This window comes from Xanthobacter aminoxidans, from assembly GCF_023571765.1.
GTDB lineage: Bacteria > Pseudomonadota > Alphaproteobacteria > Rhizobiales > Xanthobacteraceae > Xanthobacter > Xanthobacter aminoxidans.
This window is the reverse complement of sequence record NZ_JAMJXC010000012.1, coordinates 1-16456: the sequence shown is the minus strand read 5'-3', so window position 1 is coordinate 16456 and position 16456 is coordinate 1. Positions and strand designations below refer to the sequence as shown.

Below are 16456 nucleotides of genomic sequence, written 5' to 3'. Positions count from 1 at the left end.
GCGCGGAAACGCCTGAACTGCGGCATCAGCCGCCCGGAAACACCCAGCGCGGCAGCACCAGGGCGATCTCCGGAAACGTGGTGATGATGATGACCGCGATGTTGAGGAGAATGAAGAAGGGAAATGCCGCTTTCGCCACCGAGAAGGTATCGCGCCCGCTCATGTTCTGCAGCACGAACAGGTTGAAGCCCACCGGCGGGGTGATCTGCGCCATCTCCACATGGATGACGAGGTAGACGCCGAACCACACGAGGTCGAAGCCCGCCTGCTTCACCATGGGCAGCACGATGACCGCGGTGAGCACGATCATGGAGATGCCGTCCACGAGGCAGCCGAGGATGATGTACATCACGGTCAGCGCCAGGGCGAGCTTGCCGGGGGTGAGATTGAGCCCCTGCACCCACTCCGCCAGGGCCACGGGAATGCCCGTATAGGCCATGGCCGCGGTGGTGAAGGCGGCCCCGGCGATGATGAGCATGATCATGCAGCTGAGCCGCGTGGCGCTCATGACGCTTTCGACCAGCGTCTTCCAGGTGAGCGTGCCGCTCCACCACGCCAGAGCCAGCGCGCCGGTGACACCCCAGGCGGCGCATTCGGTGGCGGTGGCGATGCCCAGCACCAGCGACAGGAACACCGCCGCGATGAGCAGCAGGCAGGGCACGAGCCGCGCCGACTGCCGGAGCTTCTCGACGAACGGCATGTGCGGGTCGCGCGGCGGCGTTCGGCTGGGATTGAGCAGCGACCACAGCATGATGTAGCCCGAGTAGAGCCCCATCACGAGCAGGCCCGGCAGGAAGCCCGCCAGGAACACCTGCAGCACGGAGACGTTGGCCGTCACCGCATAGACCACCATAGGAATGGACGGCGGGATGAGCAGACCGAGCGTGCCGGAGCCCGCCAGCGAGCCCAGGCTCATGCCCTTGTCGTAGCCGCGCTTGTCCAGCTCCGGCAAGGCGATCTTGCCGATGGTGGCGCAGGTGGCGGCCGAGGATCCCGATACCGCCGCGAAGATGCCGCAGCCGATCACGTTCACATGCAGCAGCCGGCCCGGCAGCCATTGCAGCCACGGGGCAAGGCCCCGGAACATCTCTTCCGACAATCGGGTGCGGAACAGGATCTCGCCCATCCAGATGAAGAGGGGCAAGGCGGCGAGGGTCCACGAGGCGCTGGCGCTCCACACCGTGGTGGCGAGCACCTGGCCGATGGGCACCGGCGTGGTGAGCACCATGGCCAGCAGGCCGACGAGGCCGAGGCCGAGGGCGATCCACACGCCGGAGGCGAGGATGGCGATGAGGAAGACGAGGAGGACCAGCGAAAGCTGGATGAGATCGAGGTGCGGCATGGCTCAGACGCCGCCTCCCGATGCGATGCGCTCCACCAGTTCCTCGGGCGAGGAGACGGGTTCCTTCTCGTAGCGGGGGCGATTGCCGCGGGCGACGTTGACGAACTCGTCCACCATGGCGATCAGCAGAATGGCGAGGCCGGCGGCGTACCCTGTCTGGGGGATCCACAGCGGCACCGCGACGACGCCCTGGGACATGTCGTCGAAGCGCCAGGAATCATAGGTGAGGCGCCCGGCGTTCCAGGTGAAATAGGCGAGGAAGGCGATGGCGACGACGAGCGCGAACAATTCCAGCGCCTGCCGCCGCCGCCCGGTGAGCTGCTCCAGCAGCAGGCCGACACGGATCATCTCGCCATAGCGGAACGTGTGGGCGAGGCCGAGGAAGGCCATGGCGGCCATGGACCAGGCGGCGAAGTCGTCCCCCGAGGGAATGTTGATGCCGAACTGCCGGCCCACCGACAGGCCCATCATCAACAGGAAGATGATGATGAGAAACCCGGCGGCCACCACGCCGGACGCGAAATAAAGGCCATCGAGCAGCTTCCGGATCATCGGGGCGCCCCCGGGTTGTGCGCCGGGGTGTACGCCGGGGCCGGGGCGCAGATCCGCGCGGCCCCCGTTCGGTGACGGAATTCTTCGCTGGTCATCGGAACCCCTCTGGAGACCGGCGCCATTGTTCTGCCCGCCAAGAAGAACCGGCATTCAGGCGCTCTTGAAGGGATGTTCTCCCGCCTTCGATATTTCGTCAACAAATTGTTGACGTTTTATCACCCTCGTGACTTCCTTATTCGTGAGCGGGGCATTGTGCCTCGCGGGCGCGCCCTCGCTGCGTCCAAAACAGGGGAGCAGGAAACCTGCCAACCCCGCCAGCCACCATCCAGACGGGAAACGGGGCCGATGTCGAGCGACGATGTGAAGACGAGCGCAGCCGCCGAACCCGAATCTGCGGCGTCCCCCTCTCCGTCCACCTCCGCCCCCTGCCCCGCCCCTTGGGAATTCTGGATCGACCGGGGCGGCACCTTCACCGATATCGTCGGCCGACGGCCGGATGGCAGCCTCGTCGCCCACAAGGTGCTGTCGGAAAATCCCGAGGCCTATCGCGACGCCGCGGTGCACGGCATCCGCGAACTGCTCGGCCTCCCTGCCGGCGCGGCGATCCCGCCGGGGCTGGTTTCTGCCGTGAAGATGGGCACCACGGTCGCCACCAATGCTCTTCTGGAGCGCAAGGGCGACCGCACCCTGCTCGTCACCACCCGTGGCTTCAGGGATGCGCTGAGGATCGGCTATCAGGCGCGGCCGAAGATCTTCGCCAAGAAGATCGTGCTGCCGGACATGCTGTTCGAGCGTGTGCTGGAGGTGGACGAGCGGGTCCGCGCCGACGGCACCGTGGAGGCCGCCCCCGACCTTGCCACCGTACGCGCCGCGCTGGAGCAGGCGAAGGCGGACGGCATCGCCGCCGTCGCCATCGTCTTCATGCACGGCTACCGCTTCCCCGAGCACGAGCAGCAGGTGGCGGCGCTGGCGCGGGAGATCGGCTTCCCGCAGGTGTCGGTGTCCCACGAGGTTTCGCCCCTCATTAAGCTGGTGGGGCGCGGCGACACCACGGTGGCCGACGCCTATCTCTCCCCCATCCTGCGCCGCTATGTGCGGCAGGTGGCGGAGGAGCTGTCCGGCGGCGCCGAGGGGGCTGGCAAGGAAGCCGAGGGCGAAGCCATCCGCCTGATGTTCATGATGTCCTCGGGCGGCCTCACCGCCGCCGATCTGTTCCAGGGCAAGGACGCCCTGCTATCGGGACCTGCCGGCGGCGTGGTGGGCGCGGCGGAGACCGGGGCGCTCGCGGGCTTCGACCGCATCATCGGCTTCGACATGGGCGGCACCTCCACCGATGTCTGCCATTATGACGGGGAGCTGGAGACCGCCTTCGACACGGAGGTCGCGGGCGTACGCATCCGCGCCCCCATGATGCGCATCCACACGGTGGCGGCGGGCGGCGGCTCCATCCTGCATTTTGACGGCGCGCGCTTCCGCGTCGGCCCGGATTCGGCCGGCGCCAATCCCGGCCCCGCCTGCTATCGCCGCGGCGGGCCGCTGGCCGTCACCGACGCCAACGTGATGCTCGGCAAGCTGATCCCGGACTACTTCCCCAGGATATTCGGCCCCGCCCAGGACCAGCCCCTCGACGCCGAGGTGGTGCGCCGGAAGTTCTCTGATCTTGCCGAGGAGATCGGCGGCGGGCGCACTCCCGAGGAGGTGGCGGACGGCTTCGTCACCATCGCGGTGGAGAACATGGCCAATGCCATCAAGAAGATCTCGGTGGAGCGCGGCTATGACGTGACCCGCTACGCCCTGAACTGCTTCGGCGGCGCCGGCGGCCAGCACGCTTGCCTCGTCGCCGATGCGCTGGGCATGACCAAGGTGCTGCTGCACCCCTTCTCCGGCCTCCTCTCCGCCTATGGCATGGGCCTCGCCTCCGTCCGCGCCCAGCGCACCCGCGCCGTGGGCGAGGAGATGACCACAACCCTCATTCCCGCATTGGTTGATCTGAAAGCCGAACTGGCCGCCGCCACCCGTGCCGAACTGGCTGCGCAGGGCATCCTGACTGACTCGATCCTGACAGAGGCGAAAGCCCACCTGAGATATGGTGGAACCGATACTGCACTCCCCGTTCAGCTCGCCGACATCGCGTCGATGACCGCCGAGTTCGAGACCAAACACCGGGCCCAGTTTGGCTTCGTCTCTCCGGAAAAAACCATTGTGGTGGAGGCCCTTGAGGTGATTTCGGCGGGCGGCGGCGCCGGCATCGCCGAGCCGGACCTTCCACTGGATGCCGGAACCCCTTCCGACACCTCTCAAACTCGCTTTTTCGCCCGTGGCGCATGGCATGACGCGCCCGTGGTGAAGCGGGAAAACTTCAGGCCCGGCATGGGCTTGGAGGGCCCGGCCATCGTCATCGAGCCGAACCAGACGGTGGTGGTGGAGAAGGGCTGGCGGGCGGAGGTCTCGGCCAAGAACCACCTGATCCTCACCCGGACGGAAAAACTCCTGCGTTCAGAAGCCGTTGGCACCCATGCCGACCCGGTGATGCTGGAGGTCTTCAACAATCTCTTCATGTCCATCGCCGAGCAGATGGGCGTGACCCTCCAGAACACCGCCTATTCGGTCAACATCAAGGAAAGACTGGACTTTTCCTGCGCCGTCTTCTCCGCCGAGGGCGATCTCGTCGCCAACGCCCCGCACATGCCCGTCCACCTCGGCTCCATGGACCGCTCGGTGGAAACGGTCATCCGCGAGAACGCCGGAAACATCCGCCCCGGCGACGTTTTCGCCCTCAACGCCCCCTACAATGGCGGGACGCATCTGCCTGATATTACAGTGGTAACGCCGGTTTTCGACGACGCCGGAAAGGCCATCCTGTTCTGGGTCGCCTCCCGCGGACACCATGCGGACGTGGGCGGCGTCGCCCCCGGCTCCATGAGCCCGCTGGCCACCCATATCGAGGAGGAAGGCGTCTATATCGACAACTTCAAGCTGGTCGCGGAAGGCACCTTCCGCGAGGCCGAACTGCGCCATCTGCTCACCTCCGCGCGCTATCCGGCCCGCAATCCGGTACAGAATATTGCAGATCTCAAGGCGCAGATCGCCGCCAACGAGAAGGGCGTGCGCGAACTCCTGAAGATGATCGACACCTTCGGTCTGGATGTCGTGCAGGCCTATATGGGGCACGTGCAGGATAATGCGGCTGAAAGCGTCCGCCGCGTTCTGGATCGTCTTGACGATTGCTCCTTCCATTACGAGATGGACCAGGGCACCGTCATCAAGGTCAAGATCTCGGTGGACAAGGAGAAGCGCGAAGCGACGGTGGATTTCACCGGCACCTCGCCCCAGCAGCCCACCAATTTCAACGCCCCTGCCCCCGTCACCCGCGCTGCGGTGCTCTATGTATTCCGCGTCATGGTGGAGGACGAGATCCCGATGAATGCGGGGTGCCTGCGGCCCATCCGCATCGTGGTGCCGGAGGGCTGCATGCTGTCGCCGGTCTATCCGGCCGCCGTGGTGGCGGGAAATGTCGAGACGTCTCAGGCAGTTACAAACTGCCTGTTCGGCGCACTGAAGGCCATGTCTGCCTCCCAAGGCACCATGAACAATCTCACCTTCGGCAACGACGTCTATCAGTATTACGAGACCATCTGCTCCGGCTCCCCCGCCGGTCCCGGCTTTGACGGGACGGATGGCGTGCATGTGCACATGACCAATTCCCGCCTCACCGATCCGGAGGTGCTGGAGACGCGTTTTCCCGTTCTGCTGGAAGACTTTCACATCCGCCCCGGCTCCGGCGGGCGGGGGCGTTGGCATGCGGGATCAGGGACTTACCGGCGCATCCGCTTCCTTGAGAGGATGGACTGCGCCCTGCTCTCCTCCCATCGCCGCATCCACCCGTTCGGCGTCGACGGAGGGGAAAAAGGCCAGCTGGGAGAAGGGTTTGTGCGCCGCCTGGACGGCTCCACCGAGGTCCTTCAAGGCTGCGACCAGAAGGTGCTGGAGGAAGGCGAGGCGGTCATCATCGTCACCCCGACGGGGGGCGGATATGGCGATGCGAAGCTGAGGGAGAGGTAATCAGACCCTCCCTAGACCAACAAAAAGGCGCCCGACGGGCGCCTTTTCGCTGCGGTGCGGCAGAGTGTCAGTAGGCGAGCGCGCCGACCTTTTCCACCTGGATGGCGTCGCCGACGCGCACGATGCGCAGCGAGGTGCCATCGCGGCCGACCGGGCCGGGGAGAGAGACGATCTGCTCGTCGCCGGGCTGCTGGAGCACGGTGGAAACGCGGACCACAGCCGGCGTGGCACCGGGCTCGCCAGCGGCATCGAGGGTCGTAACCACTTGATAACCCTTGGCGGCACGCACGTAATAGGTAACGGCGGAAGCCTTGCCACCCAGATTGGTCACGATGGCCTGACGCTCGGCGGGGAGGGTCTCGCCGGCAAAGGCAGGGGCGGCCGCGATCACAGAGGTCGCGGAAAGGAGGCCGGCAACGCCGGCGAGGAGGATGTTCTTCATGTCAGCCTCGCTGCGCTCCGTGCGGCCCGCGGCCAAGATCTCGGTGCGCTTTAGCTGTGGTGCACCATAGCGGACTTGTTGCGATGCAGCACGCGTATTTTCCGCATTCCAGAAATGCATTCCACGCAAATCTCCACCTACCTTGGTACCCTTTTAGCCCGGAGGCCCGAAAAGGACGCGCAGGCGGGCCCTGACACCCCGGCTGACACCCCACTGCCGGTACATGTCCACCCAGGTATTCGCGACGATTCGGATGGGGTTCAGGCTCGATTCCACACCGGCCACGCCGAACACCAGCGGCTCCCCCTTCGGCGCCTCGGTGAAGGTACCGAACATCCGGTCGAAGATGATCAGTACGCCGCCGAAATTGCGGTCGAGGACGGCGGGGTTCGCGGCGTGATGCACCTGATGATGGCGGGGCGTGTTCAGCACCCATTCCAGCGGGCCGAGATGGGGCGGGGCGGCGAGGTGGAGGAAGAACTGGTAAACGAGGCTCGCCCCCAGCATGCCGAACACCGCCAGCGGCGGGAAGCCGATCAGCACCAGCGGCAGGTAGAACACGAACCCACCGGTGAGTTGCCCGCCCCAGCCGAGGCGAACCGCCGCCGAGAGGTTCAGGCGGGTGGCGGAGTGATGGACGGAATGGGTCGCCCACAGCCAGCGCACCTTGTGCATGGCGAAGTGGTGGACATAGTAGCTCAGCTCCACCCCGAGGAAGAGCGCGATCCAGGCCACGGCCCCGCCCATGGGGATGTCGAACAACCTGTGGCCGGAGACGAAGAACACCGGCACCGCGACGATCCCGGCGGTGAGCGCAGCGATCACCTTGTTGCCGACGGCGATGGCGAGGGAGGCGGCCGTCTCCCTGGGATCGTAGCTGTCGTGATGGTTGAGCCTGTGAAACAGGAATTCCACGAGCATCAGTGCAAGCGCGATGAGCGCGAAGGCGAGCGGATGGGGCACGGCGGTGCCGCTGGCGAGAAGGCCGAACATGACGATGGTCCCGTGTGGAGCCCCCCAGCCCCGCCGTCCCGACACCGAACGGTCAGCCGGGCCGCGACCTGGGGCGGAGGCCGCGACCCGGCTTTCCGAGCCTTGACGGCCCGGAGCGGGAGATCCGGTCAGTAGCGGCTCACCGTGCCGGAATGGCTCACGCTGTTGCCGGCCGGGCCGGTGCTGGAGCCCTGGTAGGAATAGGTGCCGGGGGAGGTGCGGGTGACGCTGCCGGTATGGGAAGCCGTGCCGCCGGCGGGGCCGGTGACGGTGGAGGCGCGGCTGCAGGTGCCGCCCGCGCAGCCGCCGACAGCAGAGCTGTTGTAGGTGCCGCGCGGCGTGGTGGTGCTGCCGGTGCGCGTCCAGGCGGCCGCCTCGCCGATGCCCGAGAGCATCGTGAACCCGGCGACGGTGAGGATGGCGGCGGAACGGGAGAAGGGGATCAGGCTGGGCATCTCGGTCTCACTCAGGCGCCATCCCGGGGGGCATGGCCGGTTGCGATGGGGAGAGCTTCACGGATGGCCGTTGCATCGCGTTTGCCTGCCGGTGAGGTGCTGTAACGTTTTGTATCCTGGACGCGGCCGCGCATTGATGGCGGGCGCCCCTCCGGCGAAACTTGCCCCGTCCCAGCCGAGACCCCACCCCTTGGAGACCCGCTTTTGGCCTCGCGCACACTGCTCATCGTCGAGGACGACCGCGAGATCCGCGCCCTGCTCGCGGACTTCCTCGGCCGCGAGGGCTATGGCGTGCTGGCGGCGGAGGATAGCGTCGCCATGGACCGCATCCTGTCGACCGCGCGGCCGGACATGGTCATCCTCGACCTCATGCTGCCGGGCGAGGACGGGCTGTCCATCTGCCGTCGCCTCCGGGCGCGGGGAGGAATGCCCATCCTCATGCTCACCGCCAAGGGCGACGATGTGGACCGCATCGTCGGGCTGGAGATGGGCGCCGACGACTATCTGCCGAAGCCGTTCAACCCGCGCGAGCTGCTCGCCCGCATCCGGGCCGTGCTGCGGCGGGCGGACCGGACGCTGACGGAGCCCGCCCCGCGCAACCGCCGCGTCGCCTTCGCCGGCTTCGTGGCCGATCTCGACGCCCGCAGCGTCGCCGAGGCCGACGGCCCCCTCCTCGACCTCACCTCGGCGGAGTTCGAGCTGCTCGCCTGCTTCCTGGAGCGGCCGAAGCGCGTGCTCTCCCGCGACCAGCTTCTGGACTGGACCCGCGGGCGCTCGGCCGACCCGTTCGACCGCACCATTGATGTCTCGATCAGCCGGCTGAGGCGCAAGCTCTCCGCCGTCTCGGAAGAGGCGGCCCTGCTCATCAAGACCGTCCGCAATGGCGGCTATCTGCTCACCGTCGATGTCCGCCAGCTCTGATCCGGCGATGCGCCGTCACCGCCGGTTCGGGCTCGGCACGCGGCTGGCGCTGATCGTCGTCGCCGGCCTTTTGGCGGTGCAGGTGCTGATGCTCGCCGCCTATGTTCTGGAGCGCCAGCGCTCCTCCTCGCCCGTCGCCGTCCTGATGGTGATGCAGCGCATCGCCGCGCTGGCGCAGCTCATGGATCGGCTGCCCCCCGACGAGCGCGATCTCGCCGTGCGCGCGGCCGCAGGTCCCGGCTTCCTCGTCGCCATCCGGTCCGAGAAACCGAACATCCAGACGCCGCGCCTGCTCGGCTTCGCCGAGCGCCGTCTCCGGCTGCTCACGGGACTGCCGCCGGACCGCTTCATCGCGCTGTCGCTCGCCGGCGACGATCACCCCCACGGCCTCGTCGAGCGCCTGCGCGACCTGCGCGGCGCGAAGCTCACCGTGGCCTTTGCACTCGTCGGTGGCGGCTATCTGGAGATCGTGGCCGGGGGCGACGTGACGGTGCGCTTCCTTGGCCTGCCGGTGGGGCTCATCGGCGGCATCCTCGGCTTCCTCGTGGCCCTTCTCGCCCTGCTCGCGGTGCGCCGGGAGACCCGCCCCCTCTCCGACCTCGCGGCGGCGGTGGAGCGGTTCGGCGCCCAGCTCCAGCCCTCGCATGTGAAGGAACGCGGCGCGCCGGACGTGCGGCTGGTGATCCGCACGGTGAACGCCATGCAGGCCCGCATCTCGGAACTGGTGCGGATGCGCACGCTGGTGCTGGGGGCCATCAGCCACGATCTGCGCACCTATCTCACGCGCCTGCGGCTGCGGCTGGAGCTGATGCCGCCCGGCGACCAGGTGGAGAAGGCCCGCGCCGACCTCGACGGGATGCAGGCGCTGGTGGACGACGCCCTCGCCTTCGCCCGCGCCTCCTTCGCCCCCGCCTCGGGCGAGACCGTGGACCTCGCCGCGCTGGCGCGGGCCGAGTGCGAGACGCGCCGGGCGCAGGGCGCGGCCGTCACGCTCCATGGCGCCGACGCGGAGCGGGTGGTCGCCGGCAATCGCGGCGCGCTCGCCCGCGTGCTCGCCAATCTCGTCGGAAACGCCATCGCCTACGGCGCGTGCGCGGACATCACGCTTCAGGATCGCGGCGACGCGGTGGACCTCGTGGTGGAGGATCGCGGGCCGGGCATTCCCGAGGGCGAGCGGGAGACGGTGTTCGAGCCCTTCTACCGGCTGGAGCCCTCGCGCAACCGCGACAGCGGCGGCGCCGGGCTCGGCCTCACCATCGTGCGGCAGATCGCCGAGGGGCACGGCGGCCGCGTCACCATCTCCGACCGCCCCGGCGGCGGCGCCCGCCTCACCGTGCGGCTGCCGAAGCCGGGAGGGCAGGCCGGCACGCCCTGAACCGGTCCGGGCCCAGGGCGAACCCGCTCACCGCTGCACCGAAATGTCCTCGCCCCTCAGGAAGTAGGAGGCCGCGTCGAGATCGTCGGCGACCGTCCAGGCCGTCTGTTCCGACGGGCGGTTGACCTTGATGTAGACCGTGCCGTCACAGATGATCCGCGCGGTGCGCGGAAAGCTCAGTTCGGAGAAGGTGGCGGCGGTCCGGTCGGCGCCCAGAATGGGGCTGGTCTTCAATGCGAAGGTGCCGCTGGGATGGCCAAGCGTCAGGCTCCCGCCCTTCCCCGCCTTCAGCGCGCCGTCGCGCAGGGCCTGGTTGGGCACGGTGCCGGGGATGGCCGCGGCGGCCGCGAGGCAGGTGGACCCGCTCCCCGGCGCTGCCGAATGCATGATCGATTCGAGATAGAAGCGCGCGACGACATCCACCGTCTCGGCCTTCACCTCATGCCCGTCGAGGTCCGTGTAGGTCGCGGGCGCGGCGACCGAGACAGCGAAGGGCAGCGTCGCCTTGCCGATGGTGTCGATCGTGTACTGGTTCCAGCCGATCAACTGGGCGATCTTCAGCCGCAGCTCGGTGAGGCGGGCGAGCATGCCGGGCGGCGTCAGCACCGCTCCGGTGGGCGAGGGGAGTTCCAGGCCCGTGCAGCCCAGCCCGAAGTCCTCGGCCCGGAAGAAGCCGCAGATATTCACCATGTCGACGATGGTGACATCGATCTTGCTGCCGTCGCTCAGCACGACGGTGTCCACCAGATTGCCGGTGGGAAAGGTCCGGCCGGTGAAACCGCCGCCCTGATCGCGGAAGTCCACCAGAATTTCCGCGCCCGTCCCCGGCACGCCGCCGATGGCGGTCTGGCCATCCACCAGCGCCTCGCCGTTGGCCACGTCGAGGGTCATGTACATCATCTTCTGCGTGTTGGTCGAATAGGCGCGCACGGTGAGGCGGCCGTCCCGGACGCCCGGGATCATGTTCTTCATCAGGGCGAACACCGGCACCCCTGCCGAGATGTTGCCGCAGTTCATCTTGTAGGTGACGGTCGCCGGCTGGTCGGGAAAGATCTGCACGAAGGTGTAGTCCACATCGGCGCCCTCCCGCGTGGAGGGCTGCACGATGGCGGTCTTCGACTGCAGGATGGTGTTGCCGCCGAGACCGTCCATGCCCATCGGGTCGGGCGAGCCGCGCACGGCCAGCAGGAACTCTTCAAGCCCCTGGCCCGGCAGGGGGACGTTGCGCCCTTCGAAATAGAACCCCCGGCTGCTGCCACCCCGGATCAGGGTGATGGGGGCCAGCGTCTGCTCGAGATTGCGATCGAAGTGAAACAAGCCCATGGCGCCCGCCCCCCGCGCCGCCACATTGGGCGATCGCGTCCCTGATCTCGGCCTCCGAACGGAGACCCGGTGAACCGCTGCAAAGCTTGCGGCACCTCCAGGACGGCTGCGTTGACATAGGTCATCACGAGCGGGCGCGATCAGGCGATCGCCCCCTTGCGGGACGGTCGTTCAGTCCTTCAGCGCCGCCTCGACGCCAGCGGCCACGGCGAAGAGGGCGGCATCCGTCCCCGGCGCGCCGGCCAGCATGAGGCCGGCGGGCAGGCCGCCTTCGCCGGTGAGGGGGAGGGAGATGGCGCAGCCGTCGATCATGTTGATGAGGGTGGGATTGCGCAGGGCCATGAGATTGGCGCGGCCATAGGCGTCGTCGTCGGTCAGAAGGTCGGCGATGCGCGGCGGGGCGATGGCGACGGTGGGCAGCGCCAGCGCATCAAAGCCGGCGAGCCGGGCGGCGGCACGGGCGACGAGGCCGGCGCGGGCCGCCACCAGCTCCACATAATCCGCGGCCGACTGCTCGGAGCCGCGACGGACGCGCACGGAGACGCGCGGGTCGTAGCCCTCGCCCTTCTCGGCCAGCAGGCGGCGGTGGACCGCATAGCTCTCCGCTGCCGCGAAACCGCCCTTGGCATTGAGGGTGGCGATCTCGCCGAACTCGGGGAAGGGCGCGGAGACGATGTGCGCGCCGGCCTTGGCGAGGCGCTCCAGCGCCGCCTCGAAGGCGGCGGCGACGGGGGCGTCCAGACCGTCGAGAGCCACCGTGGTGGGCACGAGCAGCCGAAGGCCCGCGACCGGACGCACCGGCAGCGGCGCGTCACCGCCCGAGAGGATGGCATCGAGCGCCGCGCAGCAGGCCACCGAGCGGGCGATGGGACCGATGGAATCGAGCGTGGTGGAGAGCGGGAAGGCGCCGTCGCGCGGCACGCGGCGGGCGGTGGGCTTGAAGCCGACGAGGCCGCAGAAGGCCGCCGGGATGCGGCAGGAGCCGCCGGTGTCGGTGCCGAGCGCCGCATGGGCCATGCCATCCGCCACCGCCACCGCGCCGCCGGAGGAGGAGCCACCGGAGACGCGCGGGGCGCTCGCCCGCTCGAAGGGGGCAGCGGGGTTGCCGGTATGGGGGTTCATGCCGAGGCCGGAATAGGCGAACTCGGTCATGGTGTTGCGGCCGACCAGCACGAAGCCCGCCCGGCGCAGGCGCGCCACGGCGGGGGCATCCGCCTTCGCCGGGGGAGAATCGCGCAGCACCTTGGAGCCCGCCGCCGTGACCTCGCCGGCCACGTCGAACAGGTCCTTCACCCCGATGGGGATGCCGGCGAAGGGCGAGGGCGCGGCCCCCGCCTTGCGCAGCAGGTCCTGGGCATCGGCGGCCGCGCGGGCCGCCTCCCGGTTCACCCGCACGAAGGCGCGCCCGCCCTCCCCGTCCGGGTCATCGATCCGGGCGATGCAGTCCTCCACCAGCGCCCGCGCCGTGGTGCGGCCGGAGGCGAGATCATCGGCGAGGGCGGCAAGGGTGGGCTGCATGGGGCGCGGGTCCAGAATGGGAGAGGAATCAGGCCGGATCGAAATAATGGATTTCGAACAGGATGCAGCCCTTATCCGACTTGAACGGCCCATGCACGGCGCCCGGGGGACGCACCGCATAGGTGAAGGGCGCGAAGCTCTCGCCGCCCTCGCCCTTGTCGTCATTGCCGACCGTGAGGTCGCCGGAGACGAGGAACACCTCTTCCCAATATTCGTGCACGAACGGCTTGGTGGTGAACACGCCGGGCTCGAACTTCAGGAGGCGCGAGCGCGAGCCGGCGCGGTTCTCCTCGTCGAGGGCGCCGGCGAGGATCTTCTGCTGGATGCCGGCGGGATAGCCGGGGGGCACTTCCCAGCCGGTGGTCAGGTCCAGGGTATGGAACTCGTCGTGGATCTTGTTGATCGCCATGGCTGTGTCTTCCAGTGAACCAAGTATCACTCGGCCGCGCGGGCGGCGGCGAAGGGCTTCACCTCGTCGGAGAGGGCGTAGGAGGAGAGCATGTCGGCGAGCAGCTTTTCCGCCCCCGCCCAGTCATAGGTGCGGAAGGAATGGCCCTTCACCACGAAGGAGGCGCCGGCATAGAACATCTCGTACTGCGCATGGCGCGAGGCGAATTCCGAGCCCACCGCGTCCCAGGCGAGCTTGTAGAACTTCACCTTCTCCTCGGCGCTGGCGGCCGGCGACTGCTGGGTCTTGCCGATGAGGCGGGCCAGCTCGGCATTCTCGTAGTCGTGCACCGAGGAGGGCAGCATGATCATGCCGCCGCCGGCCAGCTCCCGCAGGGTGGTGATGAACTTGCCGTAGAGCTGCTGGGCCAGCGTCTGCGCGGCATAGAGCGTGTGCCGGTCGGGCACGAAATAGGGGCCGTAATAGCTGCCCTTGGCCTCCATGGCGGCGACGAAGGCATCCACCATGGCGGCCTCGGCGGCGAGCTGGCCGAGCGTCTCGCGCACCTGCGGGAAATTGGTGGTGCCGTTCACCTCGGTGATGCGGCGGGCGATGCCAAGCAGGAACTTCAGCTTCACCGAGAGGCGGATCTGCGCCTGGTAGTTCTGGTAGACGTGGGCCGGCGTCGCATGGAACTGCTTGTTCGTCATGGCGATGTCGCGGGCGATGAAGATGCGGTCCCACGGCACCTTCACGTCATCGAAGTAGAGCACCGCGTCGTTCTCGTCGAAGCGGCTCGACAGCGGGTTGTCGAACACGCTGGGCGAGGCCGCCTCATAGGACTTACGGGAGAGGATCTTCAGGCCCTTCGCATTCATCGGGATGCAGAAGGAGAGCGCATAGGGCTCCTCGCCCTTCTGCAGGGGCTGGATGCAGGTGACGAACACCTCGTTGGCCATGATGCCGCCGGTGGCCAGCATCTTGGCGCCGCGCACGGTGATGCCCGAGGTGTCCTCGTCCACGACGGCGGCGGAGAGGAAGGGGTCGGCCTGCTCGGCCGCATTCTTGGAGCGGTCGGCCTGCGGATTGATGATGACGTAGGTGAGATAGAGGTCGTTGTCGCGGGCGTAGCGGTAATAGTCCGCCAGCGCGCGGGCGCGGGCCGGGTCGTACAGCTCGAACTGGTCGAGGCCCATGTACATGCCGGAGATGCAGGAGGCGACGTGATCCGGCGCGCGGCCGAGGAAGCCGCCATGCAGCTCGGTCCAGGCCTCGAGGCCCCGGCGGCGGGTCTTCAGCTCCTCATAGCTGGTCGGAAGCTGCCAGATGCGGTTGGCGCGGGTGCCGGTGTCGGTCTCGAAGGTCATCAGCTCCCGGTTTTCCGGGGCGCTGTGGAAGTCAAACATCTTGCCGACCGAGGCGATGGACCGGCGGAAGGCGTGGTGGGTGGTGGCATCGGACAGATTTTGGCCGTCGATGAAGATCTCGCGGCCGTCCTTCAGGCTCTGGATATGCTCGGCACCGGTCTTGATCATGGCAGGGTCCTCAAGTTCGGTTCAGCCGGCGACGGCCGCGAGCGTTCGGTAGCGTCCGGCATGGAAGATAAGCGGCTCGGCGGCAGCCGAGCGATGGGCGACGACGCGGGCGATGAAAACTTCGTGATCGCCGCCGTCGTGGATGGCGTGGGGCACGCACTCCAGATGCGCTGCCGCACCGGTAAGGAGCGGGGCGCCACCATGGCCGCGCAGGTGGTCCACGCCGGACCACTTCTCGCCCTGGGCACGGGCGAAGCGGCCGGACAGGTCCTGCTGGTCATGGGCGAGGACGGAGATGCCGTAGGCCGCCGCCGTGCGCAAAGCCGGCAGCGAAAGCGCCGAGCGGGCAACGGAAAACAGCACCAGCGGCGGGTCAAGCGAGACCGAATTGAACGAGCTCATGGTCATGCCGATGAGCGTTCCGTCGGCCGCCTCGGCCGCCACCACGGCGATGCCGGTCGCGAACGCCCCCAGCGTCTGGCGGAAGGCGCGCGGATCGAAGGCGGTGACGCTCGGAGAGCAGGGCGAAGACAGGGAGGGCGGCGAAGACATGGGGCAATGTCCACAGCACTTGATAGCTTTGTTATAAAGCTATTATCAAATGGGTGATGGACGTCAAGCCCCCTGCCCGGCTAAAAACATGTCGGCGTACCGCCCCTCTGCAGGGGGAGGGTCCACGGTGCGCGGGAGCACGCGTTCATGCCTCAGACGAAGAACGGGCGGGGCCGGAGGCCGCTGCCTTTGACAGCGTCACGCGCCGCCTTGCTGATCGATGGTTCGGACACCGAATTCCGTGAGCTGGTGCACGACATGCTCGCCTTCGCGGCCGCCATCCAGGAGGTGCGCAATCGCCTCGGTGGCCTCATCGGCCTGTCGGGCACGCAGTACACGATCCTGATGTCCATCGCCCGCCTGACCGGCAAGGTGCCGGAACTGGGCGTCGCCACCCTCGCCGAGCACCTGCATCTGTCGGGCGCCTTCGTCACCATCGAGATCAACAAGCTCGTTGCCGCGGGCCTCGTCAGCAAGGCCGTCAATCCCAGCGATCGCCGCCGGGTGCTGCTCTCCGTCACGCCCGAGGCCGAGCAGCGCCTCGCCGAGCTGACACGGGTGCAGGCGCCGGCCAACGACACCCTGTTCGGCCCGCTCTCGGGGAGCGAATTCCGCGCCATGCGCTCCATCATCGCCAAACTCGCCGGCACCGGCGAACGCACCCTGAAGCTGATCGACTATCTGGCCCCCGACGGGAAGATCGAGACGGCGCGCGAGCAGGTCTCGCCGCTGGTGTGAGGAGCGCGCCGCCCTCGCGCCCCGGACGCATGCAGCGACAGCGGAATGCGAGCCGGGGCCCAGCGCAAGGGTTCGCCGCAGGCGGCTCAAACCGAGGGTGTTGGGGGTGTCGCCGGCTTCGCCGACTTTTCCCCTGGGCCCCTGTGTGTTGGGGATGTGTCAGGATGGGAGCGGGCGGGAGATCGTTGGGCCCCAGGTCTTGAAGACCGTGAGCCGGCACGGATCCCCGCCCGCTTGAACACACCCAGCCTGAACAGTTG

14 protein-coding genes are annotated in these 16456 nt (G+C 68.1%); 4 read left to right on the top strand and 10 right to left on the bottom strand.

What is annotated here, in order from left to right; all coding sequences use genetic code 11:
* Positions 1-25: 25 nt before the first annotated feature.
* Entirely contained in the window at positions 26-1342 is a 1317-nt protein-coding gene (locus tag EJ105_RS17575; protein ID WP_029555856.1) for a TRAP transporter large permease, read from the bottom strand.
* Positions 1343-1345: 3 nt separating this feature from the next.
* Positions 1346-1894, bottom strand: coding sequence for a TRAP transporter small permease (locus tag EJ105_RS17570; RefSeq protein ID WP_024280966.1), 549 nt, complete (start codon positions 1892-1894; stop codon positions 1346-1348).
* A 345-nt stretch (positions 1895-2239) separates the two neighbouring features.
* Between EJ105_RS17570 and EJ105_RS17565 the strand changes: the two genes are divergently transcribed.
* Entirely contained in the window at positions 2240-5956 is a 3717-nt protein-coding gene (locus EJ105_RS17565) for a hydantoinase B/oxoprolinase family protein (RefSeq protein WP_250167358.1), read from the top strand.
* Between the two features lie 67 nt (positions 5957-6023).
* Here the strand turns inward: EJ105_RS17565 and EJ105_RS17560 are convergent, their stop codons facing one another.
* The 3 genes from EJ105_RS17560 to EJ105_RS17550 form a co-directional block, all read right to left on the bottom strand.
* Positions 6024-6398: a hypothetical protein gene (locus tag EJ105_RS17560; protein WP_029555858.1), complete on the bottom strand. Its 375-nt coding sequence runs from the start codon at positions 6396-6398 to the stop codon at positions 6024-6026.
* 153 nt (positions 6399-6551) lie between these two features.
* Positions 6552-7391: a sterol desaturase family protein gene (locus EJ105_RS17555; protein ID WP_250167357.1), complete on the bottom strand. Its 840-nt coding sequence runs from the start codon at positions 7389-7391 to the stop codon at positions 6552-6554.
* Between the two features lie 128 nt (positions 7392-7519).
* Entirely contained in the window at positions 7520-7846 is a 327-nt protein-coding gene (locus tag EJ105_RS17550) for a hypothetical protein (protein WP_250167356.1), read from the bottom strand.
* Between the two features lie 204 nt (positions 7847-8050).
* Here EJ105_RS17550 and EJ105_RS17545 point away from each other — a divergent pair, with 204 nt between their 5' ends.
* Together EJ105_RS17545 and EJ105_RS17540 are read left to right on the top strand one after the other, a co-directional pair.
* A complete protein-coding gene (locus EJ105_RS17545; protein WP_250167355.1) occupies positions 8051-8767 on the top strand; it encodes a response regulator in 717 nt (238 codons plus the stop codon).
* 7 nt (positions 8768-8774) lie between these two features.
* Entirely contained in the window at positions 8775-10142 is a 1368-nt protein-coding gene (locus EJ105_RS17540; RefSeq protein ID WP_250167354.1) for a sensor histidine kinase, read from the top strand.
* A gap of 27 nt (positions 10143-10169) precedes the next feature.
* Here the strand turns inward: EJ105_RS17540 and EJ105_RS17535 are convergent, their stop codons facing one another.
* The 5 genes from EJ105_RS17535 to EJ105_RS17515 form a co-directional block, all read right to left on the bottom strand.
* Positions 10170-11465 carry a PrpF domain-containing protein gene (locus tag EJ105_RS17535; RefSeq protein ID WP_051678838.1) on the bottom strand — a complete coding sequence of 432 codons (1296 nt, stop codon included), beginning with the start codon at positions 11463-11465 and terminating at the stop codon, positions 10170-10172.
* Positions 11466-11636: 171 nt separating this feature from the next.
* Entirely contained in the window at positions 11637-12983 is a 1347-nt protein-coding gene (locus EJ105_RS17530; protein ID WP_250167353.1) for an amidase, read from the bottom strand.
* A gap of 28 nt (positions 12984-13011) precedes the next feature.
* A complete protein-coding gene (locus EJ105_RS17525; RefSeq protein ID WP_250167352.1) occupies positions 13012-13392 on the bottom strand; it encodes a cupin domain-containing protein in 381 nt (126 codons plus the stop codon).
* Positions 13393-13418: 26 nt separating this feature from the next.
* The gene (locus EJ105_RS17520) at positions 13419-14906 is read right to left on the bottom strand and encodes a 4-hydroxyphenylacetate 3-hydroxylase family protein (protein WP_250167351.1); all 1488 of its coding nucleotides are present in this window, start codon (positions 14904-14906) and stop codon (positions 13419-13421) included.
* A 21-nt stretch (positions 14907-14927) separates the two neighbouring features.
* On the bottom strand, positions 14928-15458 hold the full coding sequence (locus EJ105_RS17515) for a flavin reductase family protein (protein WP_250167350.1): 531 nt from the start codon (positions 15456-15458) through the stop codon (positions 14928-14930).
* A 189-nt stretch (positions 15459-15647) separates the two neighbouring features.
* On the opposite strand from EJ105_RS17515, the gene EJ105_RS17510 reads away from it, so the two are divergent.
* The gene (locus EJ105_RS17510) at positions 15648-16196 is read left to right on the top strand and encodes a MarR family winged helix-turn-helix transcriptional regulator (RefSeq protein WP_245279280.1); all 549 of its coding nucleotides are present in this window, start codon (positions 15648-15650) and stop codon (positions 16194-16196) included.
* Positions 16197-16456 lie beyond the last annotated feature (260 nt).